Annotated in this window: 22 protein-coding genes; 7 read left to right on the top strand and 15 right to left on the bottom strand. The window is 49.3% G+C overall.

Translation table 11 applies throughout. From position 1 onward, the window contains the following. Nucleotides 1–13: 13 nt before the first annotated feature. The 8 genes from ACN0S4_RS11325 to ACN0S4_RS11290 all read right to left on the bottom strand — a co-directional run bounded on the left by ACN0S4_RS11325 (nucleotide 14) and on the right by ACN0S4_RS11290 (nucleotide 9,437). Complete coding sequence (locus tag ACN0S4_RS11325; RefSeq protein ID WP_417657779.1) at nucleotides 14–622, bottom strand: energy transducer TonB; 609 nt, start codon at nucleotides 620–622, stop codon at nucleotides 14–16. Between the two features lie 2 nt (nucleotides 623–624). Then, a complete protein-coding gene (locus tag ACN0S4_RS11320; protein WP_169931445.1) occupies nucleotides 625–1,032 on the bottom strand; it encodes an ExbD/TolR family protein in 408 nt (135 codons plus the stop codon). A gap of 27 nt (nucleotides 1,033–1,059) precedes the next feature. Further along, on the bottom strand, nucleotides 1,060–1,578 hold the full coding sequence (locus tag ACN0S4_RS11315) for a MotA/TolQ/ExbB proton channel family protein (RefSeq protein ID WP_417657778.1): 519 nt from the start codon (nucleotides 1,576–1,578) through the stop codon (nucleotides 1,060–1,062). Nucleotides 1,579–1,586: 8 nt separating this feature from the next. Continuing rightward, nucleotides 1,587–2,948, bottom strand: a complete 1,362-nt coding sequence (locus ACN0S4_RS11310; protein WP_417657823.1) for a MotA/TolQ/ExbB proton channel family protein — start codon at nucleotides 2,946–2,948, stop codon at nucleotides 1,587–1,589. Between the two features lie 2 nt (nucleotides 2,949–2,950). Further along, the gene (locus tag ACN0S4_RS11305; RefSeq protein WP_417657777.1) at nucleotides 2,951–3,727 is read right to left on the bottom strand and encodes a DUF3450 domain-containing protein; all 777 of its coding nucleotides are present in this window, start codon (nucleotides 3,725–3,727) and stop codon (nucleotides 2,951–2,953) included. A gap of 122 nt (nucleotides 3,728–3,849) precedes the next feature. After that, nucleotides 3,850–5,127 (bottom strand): mechanosensitive ion channel family protein, encoded by a 1,278-nt coding sequence (locus tag ACN0S4_RS11300; RefSeq protein ID WP_417657776.1) that lies wholly within the window; start codon nucleotides 5,125–5,127, stop codon nucleotides 3,850–3,852. 119 nt (nucleotides 5,128–5,246) lie between these two features. Beyond that, complete coding sequence (locus ACN0S4_RS11295) at nucleotides 5,247–7,883, bottom strand: TonB-dependent receptor domain-containing protein (RefSeq protein WP_417657775.1); 2,637 nt, start codon at nucleotides 7,881–7,883, stop codon at nucleotides 5,247–5,249. 75 nt (nucleotides 7,884–7,958) lie between these two features. After that, the gene (locus ACN0S4_RS11290) at nucleotides 7,959–9,437 is read right to left on the bottom strand and encodes a hypothetical protein (protein WP_417657774.1); all 1,479 of its coding nucleotides are present in this window, start codon (nucleotides 9,435–9,437) and stop codon (nucleotides 7,959–7,961) included. Between the two features lie 180 nt (nucleotides 9,438–9,617). On the opposite strand from ACN0S4_RS11290, the gene ACN0S4_RS11285 reads away from it, so the two are divergent. The 3 genes from ACN0S4_RS11285 to ACN0S4_RS11275 are packed head-to-tail and all read left to right on the top strand — an operon-like array spanning nucleotide 9,618 to nucleotide 14,021. After that, on the top strand, nucleotides 9,618–11,360 hold the full coding sequence (locus tag ACN0S4_RS11285) for a sensor histidine kinase (RefSeq protein WP_417657773.1): 1,743 nt from the start codon (nucleotides 9,618–9,620) through the stop codon (nucleotides 11,358–11,360). Between the two features lie 21 nt (nucleotides 11,361–11,381). After that, on the top strand, nucleotides 11,382–12,290 hold the full coding sequence (gene rdgC / locus ACN0S4_RS11280; RefSeq protein WP_417657772.1) for a recombination-associated protein RdgC: 909 nt from the start codon (nucleotides 11,382–11,384) through the stop codon (nucleotides 12,288–12,290). A 36-nt stretch (nucleotides 12,291–12,326) separates the two neighbouring features. After that, entirely contained in the window at nucleotides 12,327–14,021 is a 1,695-nt protein-coding gene (locus tag ACN0S4_RS11275) for a dipeptidyl-peptidase 3 family protein (RefSeq protein ID WP_417657771.1), read from the top strand. A 6-nt stretch (nucleotides 14,022–14,027) separates the two neighbouring features. Here ACN0S4_RS11275 and ACN0S4_RS11270 read toward each other — a convergent pair whose 3' ends face one another. After that, on the bottom strand, nucleotides 14,028–14,735 hold the full coding sequence (locus tag ACN0S4_RS11270; RefSeq protein WP_417657770.1) for a tRNA1(Val) (adenine(37)-N6)-methyltransferase: 708 nt from the start codon (nucleotides 14,733–14,735) through the stop codon (nucleotides 14,028–14,030). A 57-nt stretch (nucleotides 14,736–14,792) separates the two neighbouring features. On the opposite strand from ACN0S4_RS11270, the gene srmB reads away from it, so the two are divergent. Beyond that, nucleotides 14,793–16,001 carry an ATP-dependent RNA helicase SrmB gene (srmB, locus tag ACN0S4_RS11265; protein ID WP_417657769.1) on the top strand — a complete coding sequence of 403 codons (1,209 nt, stop codon included), beginning with the start codon at nucleotides 14,793–14,795 and terminating at the stop codon, nucleotides 15,999–16,001. On the opposite strand, the gene ACN0S4_RS11260 is transcribed toward srmB, so the two are convergent. After that, complete coding sequence (locus tag ACN0S4_RS11260; RefSeq protein WP_417657768.1) at nucleotides 15,998–16,369, bottom strand: VanZ family protein; 372 nt, start codon at nucleotides 16,367–16,369, stop codon at nucleotides 15,998–16,000. The genes srmB and ACN0S4_RS11260 overlap by 4 nt on opposite strands. 29 nt (nucleotides 16,370–16,398) lie before the next feature. After that, complete coding sequence (gene thiI / locus ACN0S4_RS11255; protein WP_417657767.1) at nucleotides 16,399–17,886, bottom strand: tRNA uracil 4-sulfurtransferase ThiI; 1,488 nt, start codon at nucleotides 17,884–17,886, stop codon at nucleotides 16,399–16,401. A 162-nt stretch (nucleotides 17,887–18,048) separates the two neighbouring features. On the opposite strand from thiI, the gene ACN0S4_RS11250 reads away from it, so the two are divergent. From ACN0S4_RS11250 to dxs, 3 genes are read left to right on the top strand one after another with little or no spacing between them, the layout of a single operon-like run. Beyond that, nucleotides 18,049–18,348 (top strand): exodeoxyribonuclease VII small subunit, encoded by a 300-nt coding sequence (locus tag ACN0S4_RS11250; protein WP_417657766.1) that lies wholly within the window; start codon nucleotides 18,049–18,051, stop codon nucleotides 18,346–18,348. After that, nucleotides 18,345–19,232 (top strand): (2E,6E)-farnesyl diphosphate synthase, encoded by an 888-nt coding sequence (ispA, locus tag ACN0S4_RS11245; RefSeq protein WP_417657765.1) that lies wholly within the window; start codon nucleotides 18,345–18,347, stop codon nucleotides 19,230–19,232. Before ACN0S4_RS11250 ends, ispA begins: the two co-directional genes overlap by 4 nt. Before the next feature lie 4 nt (nucleotides 19,233–19,236). Next, on the top strand, nucleotides 19,237–21,117 hold the full coding sequence (gene dxs / locus ACN0S4_RS11240) for a 1-deoxy-D-xylulose-5-phosphate synthase (RefSeq protein ID WP_417657764.1): 1,881 nt from the start codon (nucleotides 19,237–19,239) through the stop codon (nucleotides 21,115–21,117). Here dxs and ACN0S4_RS11235 read toward each other — a convergent pair. The 4 genes from ACN0S4_RS11235 to ribE are packed head-to-tail and all read right to left on the bottom strand — an operon-like array spanning nucleotide 21,079 to nucleotide 23,475. Continuing rightward, nucleotides 21,079–21,573 (bottom strand): phosphatidylglycerophosphatase A, encoded by a 495-nt coding sequence (locus ACN0S4_RS11235; protein ID WP_417657822.1) that lies wholly within the window; start codon nucleotides 21,571–21,573, stop codon nucleotides 21,079–21,081. The genes dxs and ACN0S4_RS11235 overlap by 39 nt on opposite strands. Then, nucleotides 21,560–22,567 (bottom strand): thiamine-phosphate kinase, encoded by a 1,008-nt coding sequence (gene thiL / locus ACN0S4_RS11230; RefSeq protein WP_417657763.1) that lies wholly within the window; start codon nucleotides 22,565–22,567, stop codon nucleotides 21,560–21,562. The genes ACN0S4_RS11235 and thiL overlap by 14 nt, the downstream gene beginning before the upstream one ends. A 12-nt stretch (nucleotides 22,568–22,579) precedes the next feature. Beyond that, entirely contained in the window at nucleotides 22,580–22,999 is a 420-nt protein-coding gene (gene nusB / locus ACN0S4_RS11225) for a transcription antitermination factor NusB (RefSeq protein ID WP_169931428.1), read from the bottom strand. A gap of 11 nt (nucleotides 23,000–23,010) precedes the next feature. Then, nucleotides 23,011–23,475 carry a 6,7-dimethyl-8-ribityllumazine synthase gene (gene ribE, locus ACN0S4_RS11220; RefSeq protein ID WP_417657762.1) on the bottom strand — a complete coding sequence of 155 codons (465 nt, stop codon included), beginning with the start codon at nucleotides 23,473–23,475 and terminating at the stop codon, nucleotides 23,011–23,013. Nucleotides 23,476–23,522: the final 47 nt, after the last annotated feature.

Here is a 23,522-nt window from a genome sequence, read left to right as displayed (position 1 = left end):
GGCGATCCTCTGGTTAACCATCTATCTCGAAGGTAATGCGGTTTTGCACGCCTTCCACTTCCACCGCATCGCCATTGACAACGCGTGGCTTGTATTTGAACTTCAACACCGCATCCATGGCAGCTTGATCAAAGATACTTTCCGGCTCCGCTTCAACCACACGCGGGTCACGAACCGTGCCTTGGCGTGTGACCGTAAACTCGACCACGACATAGCCTTCGATACCGCGCTGTAATGCCCGACGCGGGTAAGCGGCTTGTACTTTAACAATCGGCAAATATTCACCATCACTGGTATCTAAACCGAGACCACCCGACAAGTTCGTATCGGCTTGAACCGTGGCACTGAAGTCAAAGCCCGCGGCATCACTAGTTTCGGCTACCGTATCTGACTGCGGTTGCGGTAAATCAGGTGGCGGCTCTTCTGGCTCCGGCGGACGCTCGGGTTTGCGTTCCTTTTCCTGCACCACCTCTTCGGGCTTCACGCGCACAAAGTCGAGAACACTGCCACGGGGCGGGTCAGTCATTGCACCCTCACCACCTGTGATCAGTGATTGCATTAGATAAAACAAACCTAATGTAACGACTAGTGCGACGGCTAAAGCGGCAAAGAATCTCATCATAACTAGTCTTCTTGCGTTGCAATGGAGACGTCGAATACACCGGCTGCGCGCGCTGCATCCATAACTTTGATCAAGGTTTCAGTTGTGGCTTTTTTATCGGCTTGAATGACCACAGAACCTTGCGGGTTTTCCGCATACAAACGTTCAATGTTGGCTTGCACCGCACGCGCATCGACCTGACGTTTGTTGATCCAGATTTCGCCGGTATCGCTGATCGCAACCAAGATATTGGCGCGGTCTTTCTGCACAGCGGTAGACGCCTCTGGACGGTTCACATCAATACCCGCCTCTTTCACAAAGCTCGCGGTCACGATAAAGAAGATCAGCATGATAAAAACAACGTCCAACATGGGCGTCATATCAATGGCTGTTTCTTCTTCATCAATCAAATTCGCAAAATGCTGTTTCATCGGGTGAGACTCCTCATCCTTACCGAATTAGTGTTCGAGCAGTAAGCGCTCTTCGAGCTTCAATCGCTCGCGCTTCGCTGTGCGTTGCAACCAAGTGGTTGCGAAAACCCCGGATAGTGCGCCGACCATGCCTGCCATGGTTGGAATCGTAGCTTTGGATACGCCAGCCGCCATCGACCGTGCATTCCCAGTACCCGATACCGCCATCACGTCAAACACCTCAATCATGCCGGTCACGGTGCCCATCAAACCTAACAACGGACACAGCGCAACGAGTGCTTGCAGAACCGGTAAATTCCCACCGAGTGCTATAGCGGTGCGGGAAATCATCGCCTGCCGAATTTGCTCGGCATTCCACGACGATTTATCAGCTCGTGCTTGCCAAGTGCTGCGAACATATTTGACGCGCTCGCGATGACCTTTGACGTAGTAAAAGACGCGTTCCAGAATCATCAACCACATCACAAAAATCAGTACCCCGATGATCAGTAGTACCTGACCACCGGTTTCAATAAAGTCCTGAATAGCGCTGTAAAAGTCGATCATGAACACAATTAGTGCCCCCGCTCAGAACGCTCCGCAATAATTCCCGAAGCCTGCTCTTGCAATACATGCACGATGTTCTTGCTACGTGTGTTGAGCGTTGCGAACAACAACGTCATCGGAATTGCTACCACCAAACCAAGGACCGTAGTTACCAAAGCTTGCGAGATACCGCCAGCCATCAGTTTCGGGTCGCCGGTACCAAACAAGGTAATGGCTTGGAAGGTGTTGATCATGCCCGTAACGGTACCCAAGAGACCCAACAGCGGTGCAACAACCGAGATAATCTTGATGAAGGTTAGGTTGCGCGTGATCTTTGGAACTTCGCGCAAAATCGCTTCACTCAATTTCAATTCCAACGTTTCGGTGTCGACTTGTGGATACTTGTCTTGTACCTGCATGACACGACCCAACGGGTTGTCATCACGGGCTGTGGTGTCTTTCAACTGCTTGCGTACTTTGCCACCCATCAGAGTCAAGGTAACGAAGCGCTCCAGTGCAATCAGCAAACCAATCAGGCCGAGTGCCAAAATGACGTAGCCAACGGTTCCACCTTGGTCAACGCGCTCGCCCAAATCAGGTGCTTGCACAAGTAAACCAAGAATCGAGCCACCTGTTGGATCCAATCCGAATTGCACTAAGTCAGAAGACTCAGTCTGCACAGCTTCAGCGGTGTTCAGGAAGCGTGATGCCGGCTGACGAATCAATTCAGCGACTGTGTCCGTACCTGGAACCAGCTCCAAGTAGCGGCCATCAGCAACCATGTTGAACGTGCCGATACGAACCACTTCTTTCTCTACTTTTTCGCCATTTGCCAAGGTCACCTCAGTGTTGAACTCACTAACCTTGCCCGACTCAGTCATTTCTTGTTGCAATGCAAACCAAACCGACTCAATTTCTTCAATGGATGCAAGCTTAGAGCTCGAACCCATCTTTTGTGCGAGTTCGCTAAGGTTCTCGCTACGACCTGGGAATTCCACAGAAACGTAGGAGTTTTGCAATTTACCGCTGGTGTCACCCGCTACTTGCTGAAGTACACCAAAAAGTTCACGCAAGGAGCCCATACGCTGTGTCAACGCATCGGTCAAATTGCCGAGTTCGACTTCGTTTTGCTCGAACCGCGTTTCTAAACGCTCACTCAACTGCTCTAAACGATCACGCTCAGCAATAGCTTCGCGCAGAATGCGTTGTTGCTCATCGGCTTCGGCACGGAAGCGCGCTTCGCGTTCTTTATTTTCTTCTGATTGAGCAAACTGCCCTTGCTGCAACTGGCGCAACAGTTCATCCAGATCAACCGGCTCTTGCGGTGCTGCGGATACCGTTGACATCATGGCAACCGCGAAGGCAATAAGTAATGTTTGTAACCCTTTCATCATTATTCTCCCGCAGCTGAATCAACAGTAAAAATTGGCAACATGAGTAAGTCTGGTGCTAACTGCTTACGAGCGATACGCAATGCTTCTTGCACGTCACGACCATAGCTATCATCCAGTGGCTGCCATTCACGTTGTTGTTGATTCCAAACGCCCATGGTGCCGCCATCACGCGTGCGGTAAATGAACACGGTACGGCCCACACGCAAGAACTCGACGTCTTGCTCTTGGCCATCAACGTCCATAGCACCGTTGTACGCTTCAATGTTGCGCCCGTAATCGGCTTCAATTTGGTAGGCTTCCATCACGCGACGGAATTTCTCAGATACATCCACATCAGCGCGGTCCATCAAGTCGCGAAGGTTCGCGACGCGGTCTTTGCGCTCATTAGGTAAGAAAGGGACATCCAGACGAACGAAAGCGTCTAGGCTATCAATCATGCGTAACATTAATGGCGTGATTTGACGTTCAACCACGCTGACTTCGTCAATCGAAGAATTTAGTTCAGCTTTCTCGATGTCTTGATTGTCCAATTGCTTTTGCAACTGTTGCGTATAGACGTTGAGTCCATCAATTTGACGAGAAATTTGTTTGTACTGCTGAATCCGCTCTTGAATGGAATCGGCAATATCTTCCACTTTGAGTTGCGAGCTTTTCGCAGATTGGTTGATGGTGCTGGCAGCATCCACAACCGGTTCGAGGGACTGATCTTGCGCGAATACTGTTGCTGTTGAAAACAGCGTCAGCACCAGCACAGAAGGAATAGACACAAGCCGCATGGCAACACCCTACATATCGTGATGAATGATGGAGTGCACAATACGGCAATTGTGTGACAGCTTGGTGACTGCTTTATTTCAGTTATGTGTCAATGTGACACTTTTATGCTGTTTTAATGTCTTTATGACTGTTTTTGTTCGGATTTTTCGGTTTCACGCTGCGCACTAAAAGCTTCACCTAAAGTGCGCATGTCAACACCGCTTGGATGCTGGAATACCCGCAAGCCAAACTCACTCACAATGGCATACAAATGGTCAAAAATGTCAGATTGAATCTGCTCATACTCAGTCCATTTGATGGTGTTGGTGAAACAATATACCTCTAGCGGTAAGCCGTCCGCGGTCGGATTTAACTGCCGCACCATCAATGTCATGTCTTGATGAATGTGCGGATGACTCTTCAGATACTCGAGAACATAAGCGCGGAAGGTTCCTATGTTCGAAATCCGTCGGGTGTTCACGGGCTCTTTGCCAGCATCTTTGAGCTCTTGGTTCCAAGCATCAATCTCTTCTTGCTTGGTTTTCAAGTAGTCCTGCAATAGTCGGAAACGGCGCAGTTTGTCGCGCTCTTCGGTACTGAGAAAGTGAATCGACTGCTGATCTAGGAACAGGCTGCGCTTGATCCGGCGCCCACCGGACTCTTGCATACCGCGCCAGTTTTTGAAGGGATCAGAGATAAACCGTTTGGTTGGAATAAAGGTGATGGTTTTATCCCAGTTCTGCACTTTCACTTGGTGCAACGCGATATCAATGACATCACCATCGGCATTGAGGTTCGGCATTTCGACCCAATCACCCACCCGAATAATGTCGTTTGAGGTGATTTGCACACTCGCGACCAGCGACAATAACGTATCTTGGAACACCAACATGACCACGGCAGCCATAGCACCTAAACCAGAGAGGAGTATTACTGGCGACTTATCAATTAACGCGGCAATGACTAAAATGGCTGCAATGGCATAAATGCCAATCTTAACCACTTGGATATACCCCTTAATCGGCCGCAAATGTGCGTCTTCGCCGCGTTCATAAAAGGTATTGATGACTGTCAATACACCACTAATCGAGCGGGCAACGGTCAAGATAATGAATGCTATGGCGACGTTATCGACAACAATCGCCACGGTTTCCGCCAAGTTCGGAACTTCGATAATCCAATGGGAGATAACCAACGCTGGAACAACGTTGGCTAGGCGCGCAATGACATTTCGCTCGAACAACTGGCGATCTTTACCAACCGGAGTGAATGACAGGATTCGCAGGGCACCGCGCAGCAGTATCTTTTTGACGATAAAGTTGGCGACCCAAGCGCCAACCAACAGTAATGCCAAATAAGCGAGCGTTTCCATATCGGGTCGCTCACTGAGCCAAGCTTGTACTTGCGCTATTGAATCCATGCTTTTCTCACCTGCTGTTACTGAGGTTGTTTCCTGCAGACACGATAAACCAAGAGTCGCAAGGGCTCAACATGAAAAAAGGAGCCGTCTGGCTCCCTTTCAACTAACTACATTCTGAATTAAAAGGAGTAGCTGTATTCCACACTCACGCCAGTGCCGACTGAACGTTCTTGAATGGTGATGCCATCTTGTACAATGGAGACATCGTCACCCAGTAAATTCTGAACTTTCAGTTTTACATTGGAGTTAAAGTCAGGATACCAAGTATAAACTAAGTCTAAGCTATGGAATGGTTGCTCGAACGCGTCGCCAATACCCAACTCACCTTGTTTCACACCAGCGAAGGCAATCCGCTCGCCCGCGACGTTGTAAATCAATGATGCACTATGCTCGCCATCCAAAGAGTCGTAACCGAACTGTAGGTTAGCAACGTACTTAGAGTGGCCTGTCATGCGACGAGTGTTATTGGTCAATTCGACGTTACCCGTATTCGCGATGCTGATTTCCGAATCCGATAACGTCAAGTTACCGCTTACGAATAAACCATCACGTAATCCAGTCAAATCTTTCAAGAATTCAAATTCAACACCGTAAACTTCACCGGCTTGACCGTTCAAGAAAGTAATAACGCGGTCTGAGTCCGTACCTTTGGCTTCAACGGCTTCAATCGGGTTCGCTAGATCTTTATAGAACAAACCAACCGAGTAGTTTTCGCCAGCTGGCAGGTACCATTCCCAACGCATGTCAAAGTTATCAATATCAGTGGTCGACAAGTTACTGTTACCACGGACCTTGAAGTTGGTGATTGGGTCAACGAACAAGACTTCAGTCAACTCACGCAGGTCTGGACGCACCACGGTGCTACCGTAACCAAAGCGTAATTGCATTTCGTCGTTCAATTGATACGTCAACGCAATACTACCGTAGATGTCGTCTTCAATACGTCCAGCTTCCGCAACATCACCAATGAACGTCATGTTACGAATATCGAGCTGTGCCGCCACTTGCGTGTACTGCTCCCAGCGCAAACCACCGCTCACCCGCCAATCATTATTCAGATTGATATCGAGCAAACCATAGCCCGCTTCAACCTGCTGTGCGGCAAGGTAGTTCGGGTCAGTTGCTGTCGGTGCACCGAACAATTGAAAGCCGAAGTCTTCATCGATTAGGTTGCTATCGCTGAACAGCTCATCATAGCCAACGCCCTGCAACGCGTCATTGGCGACTGTTTCAGCCGAAATCGCGAAGCGACGCGAAAACGATGAACGTGCCTTCTTCGAGAGCTGACCACCGCCCTGAACTAACACTTCAACCGCATCGAAATACAATGGCAGTTCAACATCAACGCGCCAATCCTGTGCGTCATCTTGCAGCTCTTGGTACTGCAGCGTGGTGGCTGAACGCGTTTGTTGGAACGCTAGATCACCAACACCATCGCCTAAGTCGCGATTGCTAATCTGCCGATAGAATATTTCACCTGGCGCATAGCGACTGGCTTCAGATTCTGCATACTGCCAATCCACCGCGATATTCCACAACTCAGGGAAGAAATGTGAACCACGCACTTGGTTGGTCAATAATTCACGCTCTTCGTAGCGAATGTCTGTATCGAAGAATGACAAATTACTTTCAGTAATTGAGTTTGCAGTTTCAACACCACCCTGCTCTACGCGATCTTGCGTATTGCGCAGGAATATCGTTGATGTTTCTACTTTATGGTAATCACCGTATTGCAAACCAAAATTCAAAATACCGCTGAGTTCAACCGTGTTTGCGGTAACTCGTGAAGCACCATCTTGAATGACAACAGATTGACCATCGGCAATACCGAGAACTTTCTCAGTCTCTTCGCTATTTGACCAGCTGTTGTCATAGTCAACGCCAGCAAGGAAACCAAAAGTCCAATCGTCGTAGATATCGTAGCTATCACCAAAACTCACTGAGCCTTTGATATCTGGGCTCAGGCTTTTGGTATAGACTTCGTTCTGCGTATTCAATGATGCTGCTAGGCTGCGGTTGATTGCTTGCGCGTCAGCAATGGAAATACCATCAACATTCGCAATATTCGCAGCATTGATGTTTTCTTGATAGCGCGCCAAAGCTGAGGCCATCGCACCCGATAACGCACGTGAGCCGTCGTCGGTGCCTTTCCAGTCACTACCGCCGCCTGCATAGGTCAAGCCATCGTCACTGAAGTTGGAATCCCAACCCGTGCCAATCGATACTTCAAAAACTTGGTCGGAAGGAATAGAAACGGTGTGAATGTCGACGTTACCACCACCAAAGTTTGCTGGCATATCCGGCGAGTACGACTTCTGTACTGACATACTCTCAATAATGCTCGCTGGGAACATATCGAGTGGAATGACGTTTCGAGTCGGATCGGGCGAAGGCACAGACGCGCCGTTGAGCTGCGTACTCGAGTATCGTTCACCTAAACCACGAACATAGATAAACTTGCCATCTACCAACGTAAGGCCGGTGACACGGCGTAATGCAGAGGCGGCATCACTGTCGCCAGTCCGCGAAATTTGTTCGGCACCCAAAATGTCGGCAACGAAAGCCTGAGCTTTACGTTCTTCGACAACTGCTGCGGCCGATCCTTGTAACCGCGTGCCTGTAGTGACCACTTCTTCAATGGTTTCAGCGCTTGCGGCGTCTGTAGCTGCTTCTTGAGCAACCGCAAGCTGGGTAGAGAGTGCTATTGCAACAGCAATCCCAACCTTGCTTTTGGTTAAAACGGCATGCTTTTTCATGAGAGACTCCGTATGCGTAGACTAATCTTGATGATTCAAAGAGATTGCACGTCCGTGTGCAGAATATTCCTTTGATTAGTCGCGCAGACCGACTGTCCAGCCGTTAGTCCAATCGTCGTCTTCACTTACTGCACCGATAAAATCAACATCATCAAAGAATGGGTCGATGGTGCTCAAATCAGATTTAGGTGTGACGGTTACTTCAGCGCCTGAAGCGTCAGTGATAGTGCTTGCAGTAACATAACCTGAGCTTAACACTGTCGCCATTTCATCCAGCGTCACGTTCGTTGGATAGCTTTGGAACCAATCTTGTGTTGGTTGGTCAGCGAAGTTTTCGCTACAAGCAATGATGGAGTTTTCAATCGACAAATCGCCTGCTTGCGCCGCTGCTAAGGTGGTTGCTTGGTCAATTTCCAAACACTCGCCGCGCGCATCGGTAATCAAGAAGTTATACAAAGCACCGCGAGTACCTTCACGGAGCAACACACCTTCAGACTCGTCTGAACCGTCAGTCGCCGTCAATGAACCGATTGAGGTGAAGTTTGCGATAATTGGGTTAGAGAATGGCGTTGCGTCGTTGTTACCGCTATTACCGTCTGCCTCAATGGCACGGTTTGCGCGGTCATCCGCATGCTTCACTAAGATATATTGAATTTTACCTTGCCAGCCGTCAGCCCAGTCTAACGAGTCATCGTCGTTACCAGTCAGAACCACGTTTTTCACGTTAGCAGCGCCACCGAAGAACTCGATACCGTCGTCCAAGTTGTTGTGAACTTGGATGTACTCAAGTGTAGTACCAGAACCTACTGCGTTGAACGTGATACCGTTCAATTCGTTGTCTAAAGAAACTTCATAACCAGCGTATTTAACTAAAGCATAGCGAATTGAACCTGAGTTATCTTCGTTGTCGTCGCCACCATAGAAACCTGCGCCACCTTCACCTTGAAGTACACAGTTCGCTAAATCGCTTTGATCACATTTGTTCGAAATTCCGAAGCCGTTGATCACCAAGCCACCCCACAAACCACGAGCGTTCGGGTTGGTTATTTGGTTGTCGAGTTCTTGCACAGAAGTGAATGTGATTGGGGCATTACGGTTGCCGTTTGCTTCGATGTTCGCGCCACGAGCGATGCGAACGAATGAGTCACCATCTTCAAACGCTAGAGTTGCGCCAGCATCAATAGTCAATGTTGGACCTTCACGGTTCACATCAGCGGTTGCTTCAACGTTTTCACCAATATATAAGCCATTTGGGAAGATATGCGCACCACCTGGCAATTCAACCAAGCGGATGTCCATTACAACTGGATCTTCTGGAGTCGAGAAGCTGCGTGGGTAGACGCAATCTGCACCAATCTTCTCACCTTGTACGCTGGTGCCATCAACTTCATAAGAAGCACAGTTGTTGGTTGCACCGCCGCCACCAGAGTTATTGGTTGAGTTATCGACTGAGTTGTCGATAGACGTCGGAGTCAAGTTGATGTCGCCACCACAGCCAGCGAGGAATAATGCTGCGGTTACAGCGCTCAGAGCAAAAATATTCGTGCGTTTCATATCGGTCTCCGTTGAGAAAGTAAGACGTATGTAAAAAGTTACGCGGTGAACTTTAAGTGCGTTATGTGACAGCGGGGTGACACCGATATGAATGCTTTGTGACAACTTGCGACGACGAGTTGTTATTGCGGATTTGCGCTGAATCCAGTACCTTTTGCGCAAGCCTATTGCGAGACATTAATGACCACCACCAGTATTTCCAAGTCACTGTTGACCAGCGTTCTCTCTGTCTACTTCGTGTTGACAGTGTTAGTGACGGGTGTCCAAGTGGTTGGCGAATATTACGATACCCAAGATTTATTGGTTGAAGAGTTGCGCAACCAACAAGCGACCTTTAGTAACTCACTGGGACGTTCATTGTGGGAGTACAATTACCCACAAATTGATGCTATTGCGCAGGGATTGATCAGTATTCCCGCTATATCCGGTGTAGTGATTCGTGATGATACGGGTGCCGTATTGGCGAACCTTGGCCGCACCGGCCCTCTGAGTATTTTGCCGCAAGAGCCGATGGAGAGCTACACGCTCGCTGAACGTGAGGGGCTATTCGGCTACTTCTCAACGTTGGTATTTGAGTTCTCAGGTAACTCGACACAAGTGGGTGATGTGACGCTCTTCTCGACCCGAGATATTGCCATTGACCGAATCAAAGTCACTTTATACTTCATCTTTGGCAGCGCGCTGGTGAAAAGTACTTTCCTGATTTTACTTTTTAGCTTGGCGTTCAACCGCATGCTGAACCGGCCGATGCTCGATTTAACCAACCAAATTCGTCAGTTCCGACTAGAAGATTTACCGCGCTCAAAGATTCATTTGAAGAATCAACGGAATCGTGAGTTTACGATGATTGAGCAAGCCTATAACCAACTGCTTGATAATTTGGCTGACTATCAAGCCGACCTCACCCGCACACAACAACAGTTCGAGCAGGTGAATCGACAGTTAGATGATCAGAACGCCATTCTCGAGCAAGAAGTTGCCCGCAAAACATCGAGTCTCAGTGGGGTATTGGTGGATTTGGAGCGGCGTAAATCAGAGCTCGAAGCGCGGCAAGAGAAACTCGAACGCGAAATTCGCCAGCGGCAAGAAATTGAGCGTGACTTGCGAGAGACCAATACCCGTCTGCAAAACTCATTATCTGCATTGGAACGCGCGCAAACGCAGTTGATTGAATCGGAGAAGATGGCATCTCTCGGTGGTCTGGTTGCCGGAATTACGCATGATGTAAATACCCCCATTGGTGTCAGTATTACCGCAGCGACCTTTATTCGTGACCGCATCAACCAACTCCAACAGTCCTTGAAAGATAAGAACCTGACGCAAGCTCAGCTCGCTGCCTTTCTTGAAGAAAGTGATGAAGGCCTGACACTACTCGAAAACAATCTGACTCGCGCGTCTGATTTGATCGGAAGCTTTAAACAAGTTGCCGTCGACCAAACCTCTGAAGCCGTGCGTGAGATTAATCTGAAGAAATATCTGCAAGATGTGATTCAGGCATTACAGCCACATTTTAAAAATTCCAAACATGCGATTCAGTTGGATATCGACTCAGCCATCACCATTCGCTGTCCTGCGGGCGCCATTGCACAGATTTTTACTAACTTGATTCAAAACTCGTTGATTCATGGCTTTGAGAATCAATCACGAGGTGAAATCATCATTCAAGCGCGACGTGATGGCGATAAACTGCACTTTGACTACTCGGATAACGGCAAAGGTTTGACTCAAGAACAACTCGAGAAGATTTTTGACCCGTTCTTCACCACTCGCCGTCAACAAGGTGGTACTGGCTTAGGCACGCACATTGTGCGTAACTTGGTAACCCAAACACTCAACGGTGTCATTCATGCCGACGCCGCACCGGGCAAAGGACTCAAATACACGTTCGAAATGCCCATGCAATTCATCGACTCAACAAAGTAACGAAGATAAATAAGGACTTTTATGTGGTTTCGTAATCTGCGTATCTACACCCTAGCAGACGATTTCGTTTTGCCAGAAAACCTCGATACGGCGCTGGAAGCTGAACAGTTCCAGCCCTGCGGTCGCCAAGAACTTGCTAGTTTTGGCTGGTCATCGCCATTCGGCACAAACAACGACCAACTGGTGCTGCGCATTGGTGATCACTCGCTGTTTTGTGCACGCAAAGAAGAGCGCGTGTTACCTGCTGCCGTTATCAATGGTGAGCTTGAGCAGCAGCTACAGGTCATCGAAGCGGAGCAAGACCGCAAAGTGGGTGCCAAAGAAAAGCAGACCATGAAAGAAGACATTATTCATCGGTTGATGCCACAAGCATTCACAAAATTTTCAAGCACCTGGGGCATGATTAACATGCAGCACCGAGTGGTGATTGTGGACGCTAGTACCGCCGCCAAAGCAGAAAACTTCTTAGCCTTGTTGCGCGGTTCGCTTGGCTCTTTGCCAGTCAAACCCTGGCTTAGCAGTGATTCCGCAGAATTATTCTTTACTCAGTGGTTGCGCGATTCTCACATTCCTGGTGATTTCGAGTTCGGTGACGAACTGGAACTGCGTGATACCATTGATGAAGGTGGTGTGGTGCGGGCACGACAAATTGACCTCACCAGTACCGAAATCAAGAATCACCTCGAACATGGTAAGCAAGTCACCAAACTAGGCCTCATTTGGGCCGACCGTCTGAGCTTCGTCATGGAAGCCGATTGTTCGATTAAACGCTTAAAGCCGACCGATCGACTGACCGACGAACAAGAAAAGATTTCGAATATTTCGAGTGCTGAAAAAATCGATTCTGACTTTGCTCTGCTGTCCGGTGAACTCCATGAATTATTTCCTGCGCTAGTGAGTTTATTTCAGTCGCAAGAGGGTCTAGAGTAAGGACACTCCTTTTTTCAACTACGGAATGAGCCAGTCATGAAATTAACGAATAACAAAAATCTACTCGCTCTTGCGGTGCTCTCTGCTTTAACGGTCAGTGCCTGTAGTCAAGAGTCACAGCCACAATCGACCACAACTGAAGCGGTCACAGCTGAGACCTCGACGTATCAGCTATTGCCTGATGCAGCAGATCGTCTCGACATTTATACCAATGTCGATTTGACCGCTGATCTCACTCATTTGAGTGACAACCAGCGCACCATGATTGGTTTGTTGATTGATGCCTCTGAAATTATGGACCAATTGTTTTGGCGCCAAGCGTACCCGGGTGACCGCATGGAGTTGCTGGGGCAACTCGCGGATCCGAAGGTACGTAAATTCGCCATGATCAATTATGGCCCCTGGGATCGACTCGATAGTAATACCCCGTTCTTAACGAACGTTGAGCCGAAGCCTGCTGGTGCCAATTATTATCCAGCCGATATGTCGAAAGCAGAGTTCGAAGCTGCTGACTTCGCCGGCAAAGTTGATTTGTACACCCTAGTGCGTCGCAACGATGAAGGCGAGCTTTACAGCATTCCGTACAATGAAGCCTTTGCCCCTGAACTACAGCGCGCTGCAGACTTACTCCGAGAAGCGGCCAACTTTGCCGACCATGAGGGCTTTGCCGACTATTTGCGGATGCGCGCAGATGCACTGCTTAGCAATGAATATCAGGCTTCCGATTATGCTTGGATGGATCTGATCGATAACCCGATTGACGTGATCATTGGCCCGATTGAAACCTATGAAGATCAGTTGTACGGCTATCGCGCTGGGTTTGAATCCTATGTGCTGATCAAAGATATGGCATGGAGTGAGCGCCTCGCCAAGTACGCAGAATACTTACCCGCGCTGCAACAAGGCTTGCCAGTCGACGAGGCTTACAAAGCGGAAGTCCCCGGCTCTGGTGCGCAATTGAATGCCTATGACGTGGTTTATTACGCAGGCCATTCCAATGCCGGTAGCAAAACCATTGCGGTGAACCTACCGAATGACGAGGAAGTTCAACTCGCCAAAGGCACACGCAGGTCGCAATTGAAGAACGCCATGCGCGCGAAGTTCGATGAAATTTTGGTGCCGATTGCCGATGAGTTAATCGTCCCTGAGCAACGCCAGCACATCACATTTGATGCTTTCTTTGCGAACACGATGTTTCATGAAGTTGCGCACGGTTTGGGGATTAAAAACTTAGTGGGTAGCGAAGGCACGGTTCGCGAAGCGCTGAAAGAGTTTGCTTCACCTTTGGAAGAAGGTAAGGCAGATATTCTTGGCTTGTACATGGTCACTCAGCTGCTTGAGCAAGGTGTTCTGGATGAAGGTCAGTTGGAAGACTATTACACCACCTTCTTAGCGGGGATTTTCCGTTCAGTACGCTTTGGTGCCTCGAGTGCGCATGGTCGCGCCAACATGGTGCGGTTCAACTACTTTGCTGAAGCCGGTGCCTTTACACGCAATGACCAAGGTCAATATGCAGTCAATATGGATGCCATGCGCACCGCTATGAACGACCTGTCAGCCGATATCCTGACCTTACAGGGCGACGGTAACTACGCCGGCGTGAGTGAGTTGTTCGATACCATGGGTAACGTGAATCCGCAGCTGCAAGCTGATTTAGATCGACTCTCAGCCGCGTCAATTCCGGTGGATATTACGTTCACACAAGGTAAGAAAGTGCTCGGTTTAGAATAAGCTTGATTAGGAAGTTTGGTGCTCACCAGCGAGATAAAAGGCGCTGGTGAGTTGTCGAAACTCATTTGCATAATCACCGTCCGCAGTTCGAATCGACAACGACTCGTGTCTGCACTCAACGGTCTCATTCGTCCATTCCAGTAACACCAGTTTTGCCGGTTTCCCAACGACAGTTGCCACCTCACAACGGCGACGTAGTGACAACTCACTCGGTGCTTCTAGTCGCGTTTCCATACTTAATGGCAGTATCCATGCAATTCGTCCTTGTGGACTCAACCATGTGGTCATGCGCGCCAACCATGCGGTTAAGGGTTGCGTCCCCTGCCGCGCCAAACGTCGTTGCTCCTGCTGACTGGCTAAGTGCGCGGTAAAGTACGGTGGATTACAGACGATCAGATCGACGGGTTGTTGCGGTTGCCACGCGAAGCAATCGGCTTGCGTACACTGAACTTTTGCGGGCCACGGACTGGCGACGATATTCTCTTGAGCTTGCTGAACGGCCTCTGCGTCAAGCTCAATGGCTTCGATCTGTGCCTGCTCAGCAGTGCGCTGAGCCATCATTAAAGCCAAGATGCCACAACCGGTGCCGACATCTAAAATACAGCTAGTAGTTGGCTCTACGGCAACCCAGGAGCCTAAAAGCAGACTATCCGTGCTAACTTTCATCGCACAGCGATCATCTTTCAGGTAAAATTGCCGACATTGAAAGCTCATAATGAATCATTGCGCTCGGTCATCGTGGTTGTGCGCACTAGTTTACAGGAAAATGTGATGACACCCGACTGGGATGATCTTGAATTAGATGAAGCGTTGATTGACGTTTTACTTGGCGCTGAAATCAATAAACCTGCGAAGGTTCAACAGGCGGTCATTCCTGAAGCTTTAGCAGGTCATGATTTACTCGTGAACTCACCAACGGGCACCGGTAAAACACTCGCGTTTTTGCTTCCGGCACTCCAGCATCTGCTCGACTACCCACGCCGTCAGCCAGGACCTGCTCGTGTGCTCATTTTGGCGCCGACTCGTGAACTTGCTCAACAAATCTGGGAACAAGCGGACGCCTTTGCTGAAACGACTGAGTTGAAATCAATTCTCGTGACCGGTGGTGTCAATTACGGCAGTCAACATGAAACTCTGGAAGCAAGCCACGACATTTTGGTATCAACGCCGGGCCGCTTGCTCGATTTAATCAGTGCCGACCGCTGCAACCTCGAGCTGGTTGAATGTCTGATTATTGACGAAGCCGACCGCATGCTGGATATGGGCTTTGCTACCGCGGTGAAACAACTCGTCAACGAAGCGCGAGGACTCAAGCAAACGTTGCTGTTTTCCGCCACCTTAGATTCCCCAGGCGTACGCTCTTTCTCAGCAGAACTGCAACAAGACCCCATCACTTTAACCATTGAGCCATCCAAGCGTGAGAAAGGAAAGATTCTGCAGCGCTGGTATCAAGCCGATACCTATGAGCACAAATTGCAATTGCTGATTCGTATTTTGCAGGATTTCCCCGGCCGTCGGGTGATTTTCGTGCGCACCCGTGAGCGCGTCGATACCTTGGCTGGACAATTGCAAAGCGCCGGTATTCTAAACCTCACCTTACGTGGTGATATGCCGCAAGATGAGCGCCAAAAAATCATCGCGCGCATGGAAAAGTTCGATAACAGCACCATGATTGCGACCGATGTCGCAGCACGTGGTCTCGATATTGATGATATTGAAGTGGTCATTAACTTCGATCTGCCAAAACAAGCAGATGTGTATTTACACCGCATTGGGCGCACAGCGCGAGCGGGTAAAACCGGTACTGCAGTCAATATTGTGGAAGCGCATGACGCACAATTATTGAGTCGAATTGAGCGTTATCAGAAAGCGAAGATCGATCGACGCGTTATTGCGGAATTGAAACCACAATATAAATTCCCAGGTGCAGCGAAGAAGAAAAAAGCGAAAAAAGCCAAATCAAAAGCGAAGAAACGTTAGTCCGTTTCTTCGTTCACTCGCTTAGACTTATTGCGGTGATGACGCCACAGCGCCCATTGATAGTATGTTGCGGCACCGGCGGCATCTGCCACTAAGTCCCAACCGCTGGCTGACCGATACGGCATCAATCCTTGGATATACTCAATCGCGAGACCATAACCGGTTAGTATCATGACGGCGAGCCACCAAGGAATGGGGAATGCACGATGAAAGGTCCAGGCCAAAATAAAGAATGCAACGAAGTGCACTACTTTATCTAAATGTTCAAAACGTGGTACCGCGTTTGCTTGGATTTGCACCAAAAAAGCAACCGACAACCCGATCAACACCAATAAAAACAACAACCGAGCGAACAATCGCTTTGACATGACACCTTCCTTGCAGCTTACTGCACCCTTTAAGAATGAAGCTGAACCTTCAAGATCGCAACGTTCGAGTAACCTTGCTCTTGCAAGTATAAAGCTTGTAATTGACTCATCACACCTTGGTCACAATACAGTAGATAGGTTTTTTGCCTATCTAATTCGGCAAAGCGACGTGCTAATTTAAAAAACGGTATGTGTTGCACCGGAGCGCCTAATTGCAGCTCATCTAATGGCTTCGCTTCCTGTTGATCAGCACTGCGAATATCAATGACTTCGGCATTCTGAGGCACTGAATCGACCGTCTCTACCGCACTCACCTGACTCGCAAGTTGCTCACCCAGTGAGCTTACTCCAACTACATTCGCCGCCAATACCTGACGCTCAATTAAGCTACTATCCAGCGTCGATTCAGCTTCCAGTACCGCCTGTTTGCCGGCTTTGACATTCGGCTTCACCGAAATCACACCACAATATTCTGGCATACTTCTAGCTAAATCTGCGGTTCCAATTTGTTGCGCAATGTTAATAATCTCTTGTTTATCCATGGTAATGAGCGGACGCAGCACTAACTTCGCAGTAGCTTCGTCAATTACACTCAAATTACTCAAGGTTTGACTGGAAACTTGGCCCAGCGCCTCACCAGTTACCAAAGCAGATACGTTCAAACGATCCGCGACGATTTCTGCAGCTCGCAACATTTGACGTTTCAACACCACACCCATTAAACCTGTGTCAACGCGCTCTAAAATCTCTTCCACAACCGGTGCAAAGTCGATACTCACAAACTTCAGCGGATGCGATGCAGCATAGCGTTGCCATAAATAATGAGCCGTTTGACGCACACCGGTTTCATGCTGCGCACCGCCCAAATTGAAAAAGCAAAAATGGGTACGGGCGCCGCGTCGCAATAATTGGAAACTGGCGACACTGGAGTCAAAGCCACCGGACAACAAGCTAACTACTGTTTCCTGTGTTGGAATTGGGAATCCGCCAAGTCCAGCTAGCTTATCGCCAAACACTCGTACCGTATTACCATCAATTTCAAGCCGAACATCAATTTCCGGCTGTTTCAAATTCACTCGTGCACTCGGCGTTGCTGCTAACAATCGCGAACCAACCAGCTTCGCCACATCTTGTGAGCTAAAATCGTGTTCGCCTTTGCGATTCACTCGCACAGCAAACGAACGGTTTGCGATGCTTTGCCCCCAAGTTGCAACGGTCAAATCGGCAATGGCTTCGAGTGACTCGAGTGGTTGTTCGAATGACTGACTAAACCAAGCAATGCCCGGGACATCCTGCAAGACCCGAACGAGGTGCTGCTCAATGCTGGCATGCTGTTCAACGCTAGCTGCTTCGGTTGCGATAATTTCAATGCGATCCCAACACCACTTAACTGTGACGGGCAGTTGTTGCTGACGCAAGATGCTTTTCAAATTATTGACTAAAACTTTGCCGTAACGCTTACGAACGCCTTTACTTTTAATGGTGATCTCAGCGTGCAAGCGAATAATAAATTTCATGATAGTAAGGTACTCTTTCTCGCATTGACTCTGTTTTACGCCCGAAAACCCTTACACCGGCGCAAAAGGGCGGTATTATAGCGGATTTGACCGAGTCACGGAATCGCGGTAATTTGTGCGCCTCAAAGCGCCTGACGCTAACGAATATAGGGGATATCCCGAATGGCAGACATTTCAGCAGAAACGACTAAAACTGCGTCACCCCAAAAAGGTGCTGACGAACTCACCTTTGAGCAGGCCATGCAGCAGCTTGAACAGATTGTTGCGCAGCTTGAGCAGGGCGATATGCCGCTAGAGGGGGCATTACAGCAATTCGAACGTGCCATTGCGTTGTCACGAGTGAGCCAGCAAAAACTGCAACAAGCCGAGCAGAAAGTCAGCCAATTGTTGCAACAACAACAAGGCGAGACTCTCGAGCCTTTTACCGAAGCAGCACGTGCCAGCCAAGAGGATGACGTGTGACCCTAAACGCTGTTCTTGCCGCAGCCAGAGAGCGTGTCGATAGTTTTTTAACGCAATCATTAGAACGTACAGACCGCCCAGCTGAGACTCTCAATCAAGCCATGCAATACGCGTTGTTATTAGGTGGCAAGCGCGTTCGGCCTTTTTTGACGTATCAAGTTGGCCAGCTCTGTCATGCTGATGAGAGCGTATTAGATCACGCAGCCGCTGCCGTTGAATGTATTCATGCCTATTCCCTCATCCATGACGACTTGCCCGCTATGGATGATGATACACTGCGCCGTGGACAGCCCACCTGTCACATCGCATTTGACGAGGCAACAGCGATTCTTGCTGGTGATGCCTTACAATCGCTCGCGTTCGAAATTCTCAGTACTCCCGGTTTAGCCGTTTCCGCGACAGCGCAACTGGCGATGGTCAACGCGTTGGCAATTGCCAGCGGAGATCGCGGTATGTGTGCGGGCCAAGCATTGGATCTGGATGCCACAGCGAAACAGCTCATTGAGGCCGAATTGGCACGAGTTCACCGCCATAAAACCGGTGCCCTTATTCGTTGTGCCGTGACCCTCGGCGTGCTCGCTGGTGACGCAGATGCGCAGCAGTGGCGCACAGATTTTGAGTCATTTGCGGATTACTTGGGACTAGCCTTTCAGGTTCAAGACGATATTCTCGATGTCACTGGCAGTACGACTGCTCTGGGCAAGTCTCAAGGCAGTGATCGCGCAGCGAACAAAGCAACGTATGTAAGTGTATTAGGATTAGCCGGAGCACAAGAGTGCTTACATAATCTGCACCAGAAAGCACTTCATGCCCTGAGCAGAATCCCTTACAATACCCAGACATTGGAAAGCTTTGCAGAAGCTTTATTAAATCGGGATCATTAACGATATGACAGAATCTGGCAGTCATCCAGCAACGCAATACCCACTGTTGGATGCAATTGACGTCCCAGCCGATCTACGTGAACTTTCAGAGCGTCAGCTCCCGCAAGTTTGCGCGGAGGTGCGTGAATTTCTGTTAAATTCAGTGAGTCGTAGCAGTGGCCATTTGGCATCAGGTTTAGGTACCGTTGAGCTGACTGTCGCATTGCATTATGTCTATACCACGCCCTATGACCAATTAGTCTGGGACGTTGGTCATCAAGCGTATCCCCATAAAATTTTGACCGGCCGCAAGGCGCAACTGCACACCATTCGTCAAAAAGATGGCTTGCACCCGTTCCCATGGCGTGAAGAGAGCGAGTACGACACTCTATGTGTAGGTCACTCGAGCACATCTATTAGCGCTGCACTCGGGATGGCGATTGCCGCTGAGCGCGAACAGACCCAACAAAAAGTGGTCGCGATCATCGGTGACGGCGCAATGACTGCAGGCATGGCATTTGAAGCACTCAATCATGCCGGTGATATCGACCCGAACTTACTGGTGATTTTAAATGACAACGACATGTCCATTTCGGAGAATGTCGGCGCGTTGAATAATCACCTAGCGCGCTTATTGTCTGGCAAGGTTTATACCTCCATTCGCGAAGGCGGTAAGAAGTTATTGCAAGGCATGCCAGGTATTCACCACTTGGCCAGTCGTGCCGAAGAACATATGAAAGGCATGGTCGCGCCAGGCACTATTTTTGAAGAATTGGGCTTTAATTACATCGGCCCAATTGACGGTCACGACGTCAACCTGTTGGTCGATACTTTGCGCAATATGCGTAAGTTGAAAGGACCACAATTTCTGCATGTGGTGACCCGCAAAGGCAAAGGCTACGAGCCGGCCGAAAAAGATCCGATTGGCTATCATGGCGTGCCGAAGTTTGACCCAGCTATTTCGTCGCTACCTAGCAAAAAAGCAGCAACCCCCTCTTACTCTCAAATATTTGGCGATTGGTTGTGTGAAATGGCTACCCATGATCCGAAACTCATGGCAGTCACACCAGCCATGCGTGAAGGCTCAGGTATGGTGGAGTTTTCACAGCGCTTCCCTGAACAATACTTTGATGTTGCTATTGCCGAGCAACATGCAGTCACTTTTGCAGCCGGTTTGGCGATTGGTGGCTATCGACCTGTGGTCGCCATTTATTCCACCTTTCTGCAGCGCGCGTACGATCAGTTGATCCACGATGTTGCGCTACAAAACTTACCGGTGTTGTTTGCGATTGACCGTGCGGGCATTGTCGGTGCTGACGGCCCAACACACCAAGGCGCCTACGATTTAAGCTACCTACGTTGTATACCCAACATGGTAGTTATGGCACCAAGCGACGAGAACGAATGTCGCAACATGCTCTTCACCGGGTATCGGTTAGGGCAACCCGCAGCTGTGCGTTATCCACGTGGTAACGGTAGTGGCTGTGAATTGGACGCTGAGTTACAAGCTTTGGAAATTGGTAAATCACGCACCGTGCGGACCGGTAAGAACATTGCTATTGCTAGTTTTGGGACTTGCCTTGCGGATGTCATGCCGTGTGCCGAAGAACTCGACGCAACTGTGATTGATATGCGTTTTGTGAAGCCGCTCGATACCGCTTGCATAGAGGCTCTTGCCAAAGACCATACGTTGCTGGTCAGTGTTGAAGATAATGCCATTGCTGGCGGCGCGGGAAGCGCCATTGCGGAATACCTGCAAGCACAGCAAATTAATCTGCCATTGTTGCAGTGTGGCTTGCCTGATAGCTTTGTTAAACATGGAACGCAGGACGAGATTCGCGCCGAGCTTGGACTCGATAGCGCAGGCTTACTGAAACGTATTCAAGAGCGCGTAGCCAAGATGTAAGGTTGCGCCGGCGGCAACGCCAGCCAAAATATCGTCAACCATAATACCCAACCCGCCGTGCAAATTGCGGTCACACCAGCCTATCGGGCCGGGTTTGACGATATCGAAGAAACGAAATAAAGCGAACGCTAGTAAGACATTCCACCAAGTTAGCGGAAGTGCCACCATGGCAATCAGAATGCCGCACACCTCATCCCAGACAATCGCCGGATGGTCGTGAACACCCAAAGCATTCGCGGTATAGTGACAAATCCACACACCGACCACGGCAAAAACAAGCGTCACTGCCGCATAGTTGAACACACTCAATTGCGTATGTAATAACCAAAGTAATGGTAGCGCAGCGAGAGTCCCGAAAGTGCCGGGTGCATAGCGTGCCAACCCACTGCCAAAGCCCAAAGCCAAGAAATGGATTGGGTTCACGAGTAAACGTGGATGAACCTTAGGATTGACCATCATCACCTCGTTCGTTGGCATTGACGAAATGCTGATACCCCTGCTCACCCGCTGGCAACTGCCACGGCTCACCATCTAAGTCGAGTGCCACACGGTTGACCTCACTGGTAATGCGCCCGATACAAATAGGCTTCGTTGCCGAATGCGCCACTAAGGTATCAAACAGTCCACGCTGACTCTCCGGAACGGTAAAACATAGCTCGTAATCATCACCGCTGGTCAACGCTAAGGTTAGCGCTTGTTCTTGAGACAAACTCTCGGTCATGGGCAACGACAAAGGTAACTCATCCAGACTGAGCCGCGCACCCACACGAGAAGCTTTCAAAATGTGGCCGAGATCACTTAACAGGCCATCAGAGATATCTATTGCGCTGCTGGCAATGCCTCGTAATGACTGTCCCAGTGCTACCCGTGGCGTTGGAAAGAAGAGTCGTTCACAAACCTTGCGATAGTGTGGATCTGAAATAGCCAAACGCTTTTGTTGCACCGCTAACGCGAGTCCCGCGTCACCTAGTGCGTGGGATACATAAATCCAATCGCCGGGCCTGGCGCCGCTACGCAACAGCCCTTTGCCTTTCGGAACCACACCATGAGCCGTGACCGTAATCGTTAAAGGTCCACGTGTGGTATCACCACCAATTAAGCTGCAATCGTAATACTCGCTCATTTCCTTGAGCCCAGTGGAAAAGCCTGTCAGCCATTCCTCATCAATTTCAGGAAGGGTCAACGCTAGGCTAAACCAACGCGGTTCGGCACCCATAGCAGCGAGATCACTGAGGTTTACCGCAAGGATTTTATGGCCGATGGCGCGAGCAGGCGTGTTGGCATCAAAGTGCACGCCAGCAACCATGGTGTCGGTAACAATAACTAAGTCTTCGGTAGGGTCAATCGCGACAATCGCTCCGTCGTCGCCCACGCTAACTTGAACGTCATCCCGTTGAGCGAAGCGGTGCGTAAAATAGGTTTCGATGACATCGAATTCGCCGAATGCCATAGTCGAATCAACTTACTGGCGAGCAGGACGCAATGCGTCGATGGCTTTATCTAGCACACCATTCACAAAGCGGTGACTGTCGTCAGCACCGAAAGCTTTAGCAAGCTCAATGGCTTCGTTAATTGCGACTTTATAGGGAACGTCGAGGCGGTCACGCAGTTCAAAGCACGCTAGGCGCAAGACTGCACGTTCGACATGGTCGAGATCTTTAGCAGGGCGATCTAAATAAGGCGTCATCGCATCATCAAGGCTCTTGGACTGCCCTGCAACACCACGAACTAAAGCCAAAAAGTAATCGACATCAATTTTTGAGGTATCGTTGTCCGTCAAAAACTGTGCTTCGATATCGGTCATGCTGTTCTGTGACAATTGCCAGGAGTAAATTGCTTGAACGGCAAGTTTACGGGCTTTGCGACGTGCTGCTGGTTTCATTCAATAACCTCTTATAACTGCTTTAAGACGTTGATCATTTCCAACGTACTTAAGGCAGCTTCTGAACCTTTGTTGCCGGCTTTGGTGCCGCTACGCTCGATTGCTTGTTCAATGGTATCGGTCGTCAATACGCCGTTCGCAATCGGTATATCAAATTCCAGTCCAACCCGCGTCAAACCGCTGTTACACTCGCCTGCAACGAAGTCAAAATGGGGAGTAGCACCACGAATGACTGCGCCTAACGCAATAATTCCGTCGAACTGGCCGGTCGCGGCTAATTTTTTAGTAGCCAGAGGAATTTCATAAGCACCAGGTACTTTCACCACAGTGATATTGTCTGCGCTGACTTGACCATAAAGCTTCAGCGTATTCAGTGCGCCTTCCAGCAAACTGTCGACCACAAAATGGTTGAAGCGAGCGACGACAATCGCAATTTTTGCGCTATTTGCGGCAATACCGCCTTCAATAACTTTCATGGATGAATTCCTCTTAACGAAACGGGCGCGATAATAGCACAAATTTT

Origin of the sequence: Pseudidiomarina aestuarii, from assembly GCF_048263735.1 — a bacterium.
Classification (GTDB): Bacteria; Pseudomonadota; Gammaproteobacteria; order Enterobacterales; family Alteromonadaceae; genus Pseudidiomarina; species Pseudidiomarina aestuarii_B.
This window is presented reverse-complemented; position numbering and strand designations above follow the sequence as displayed.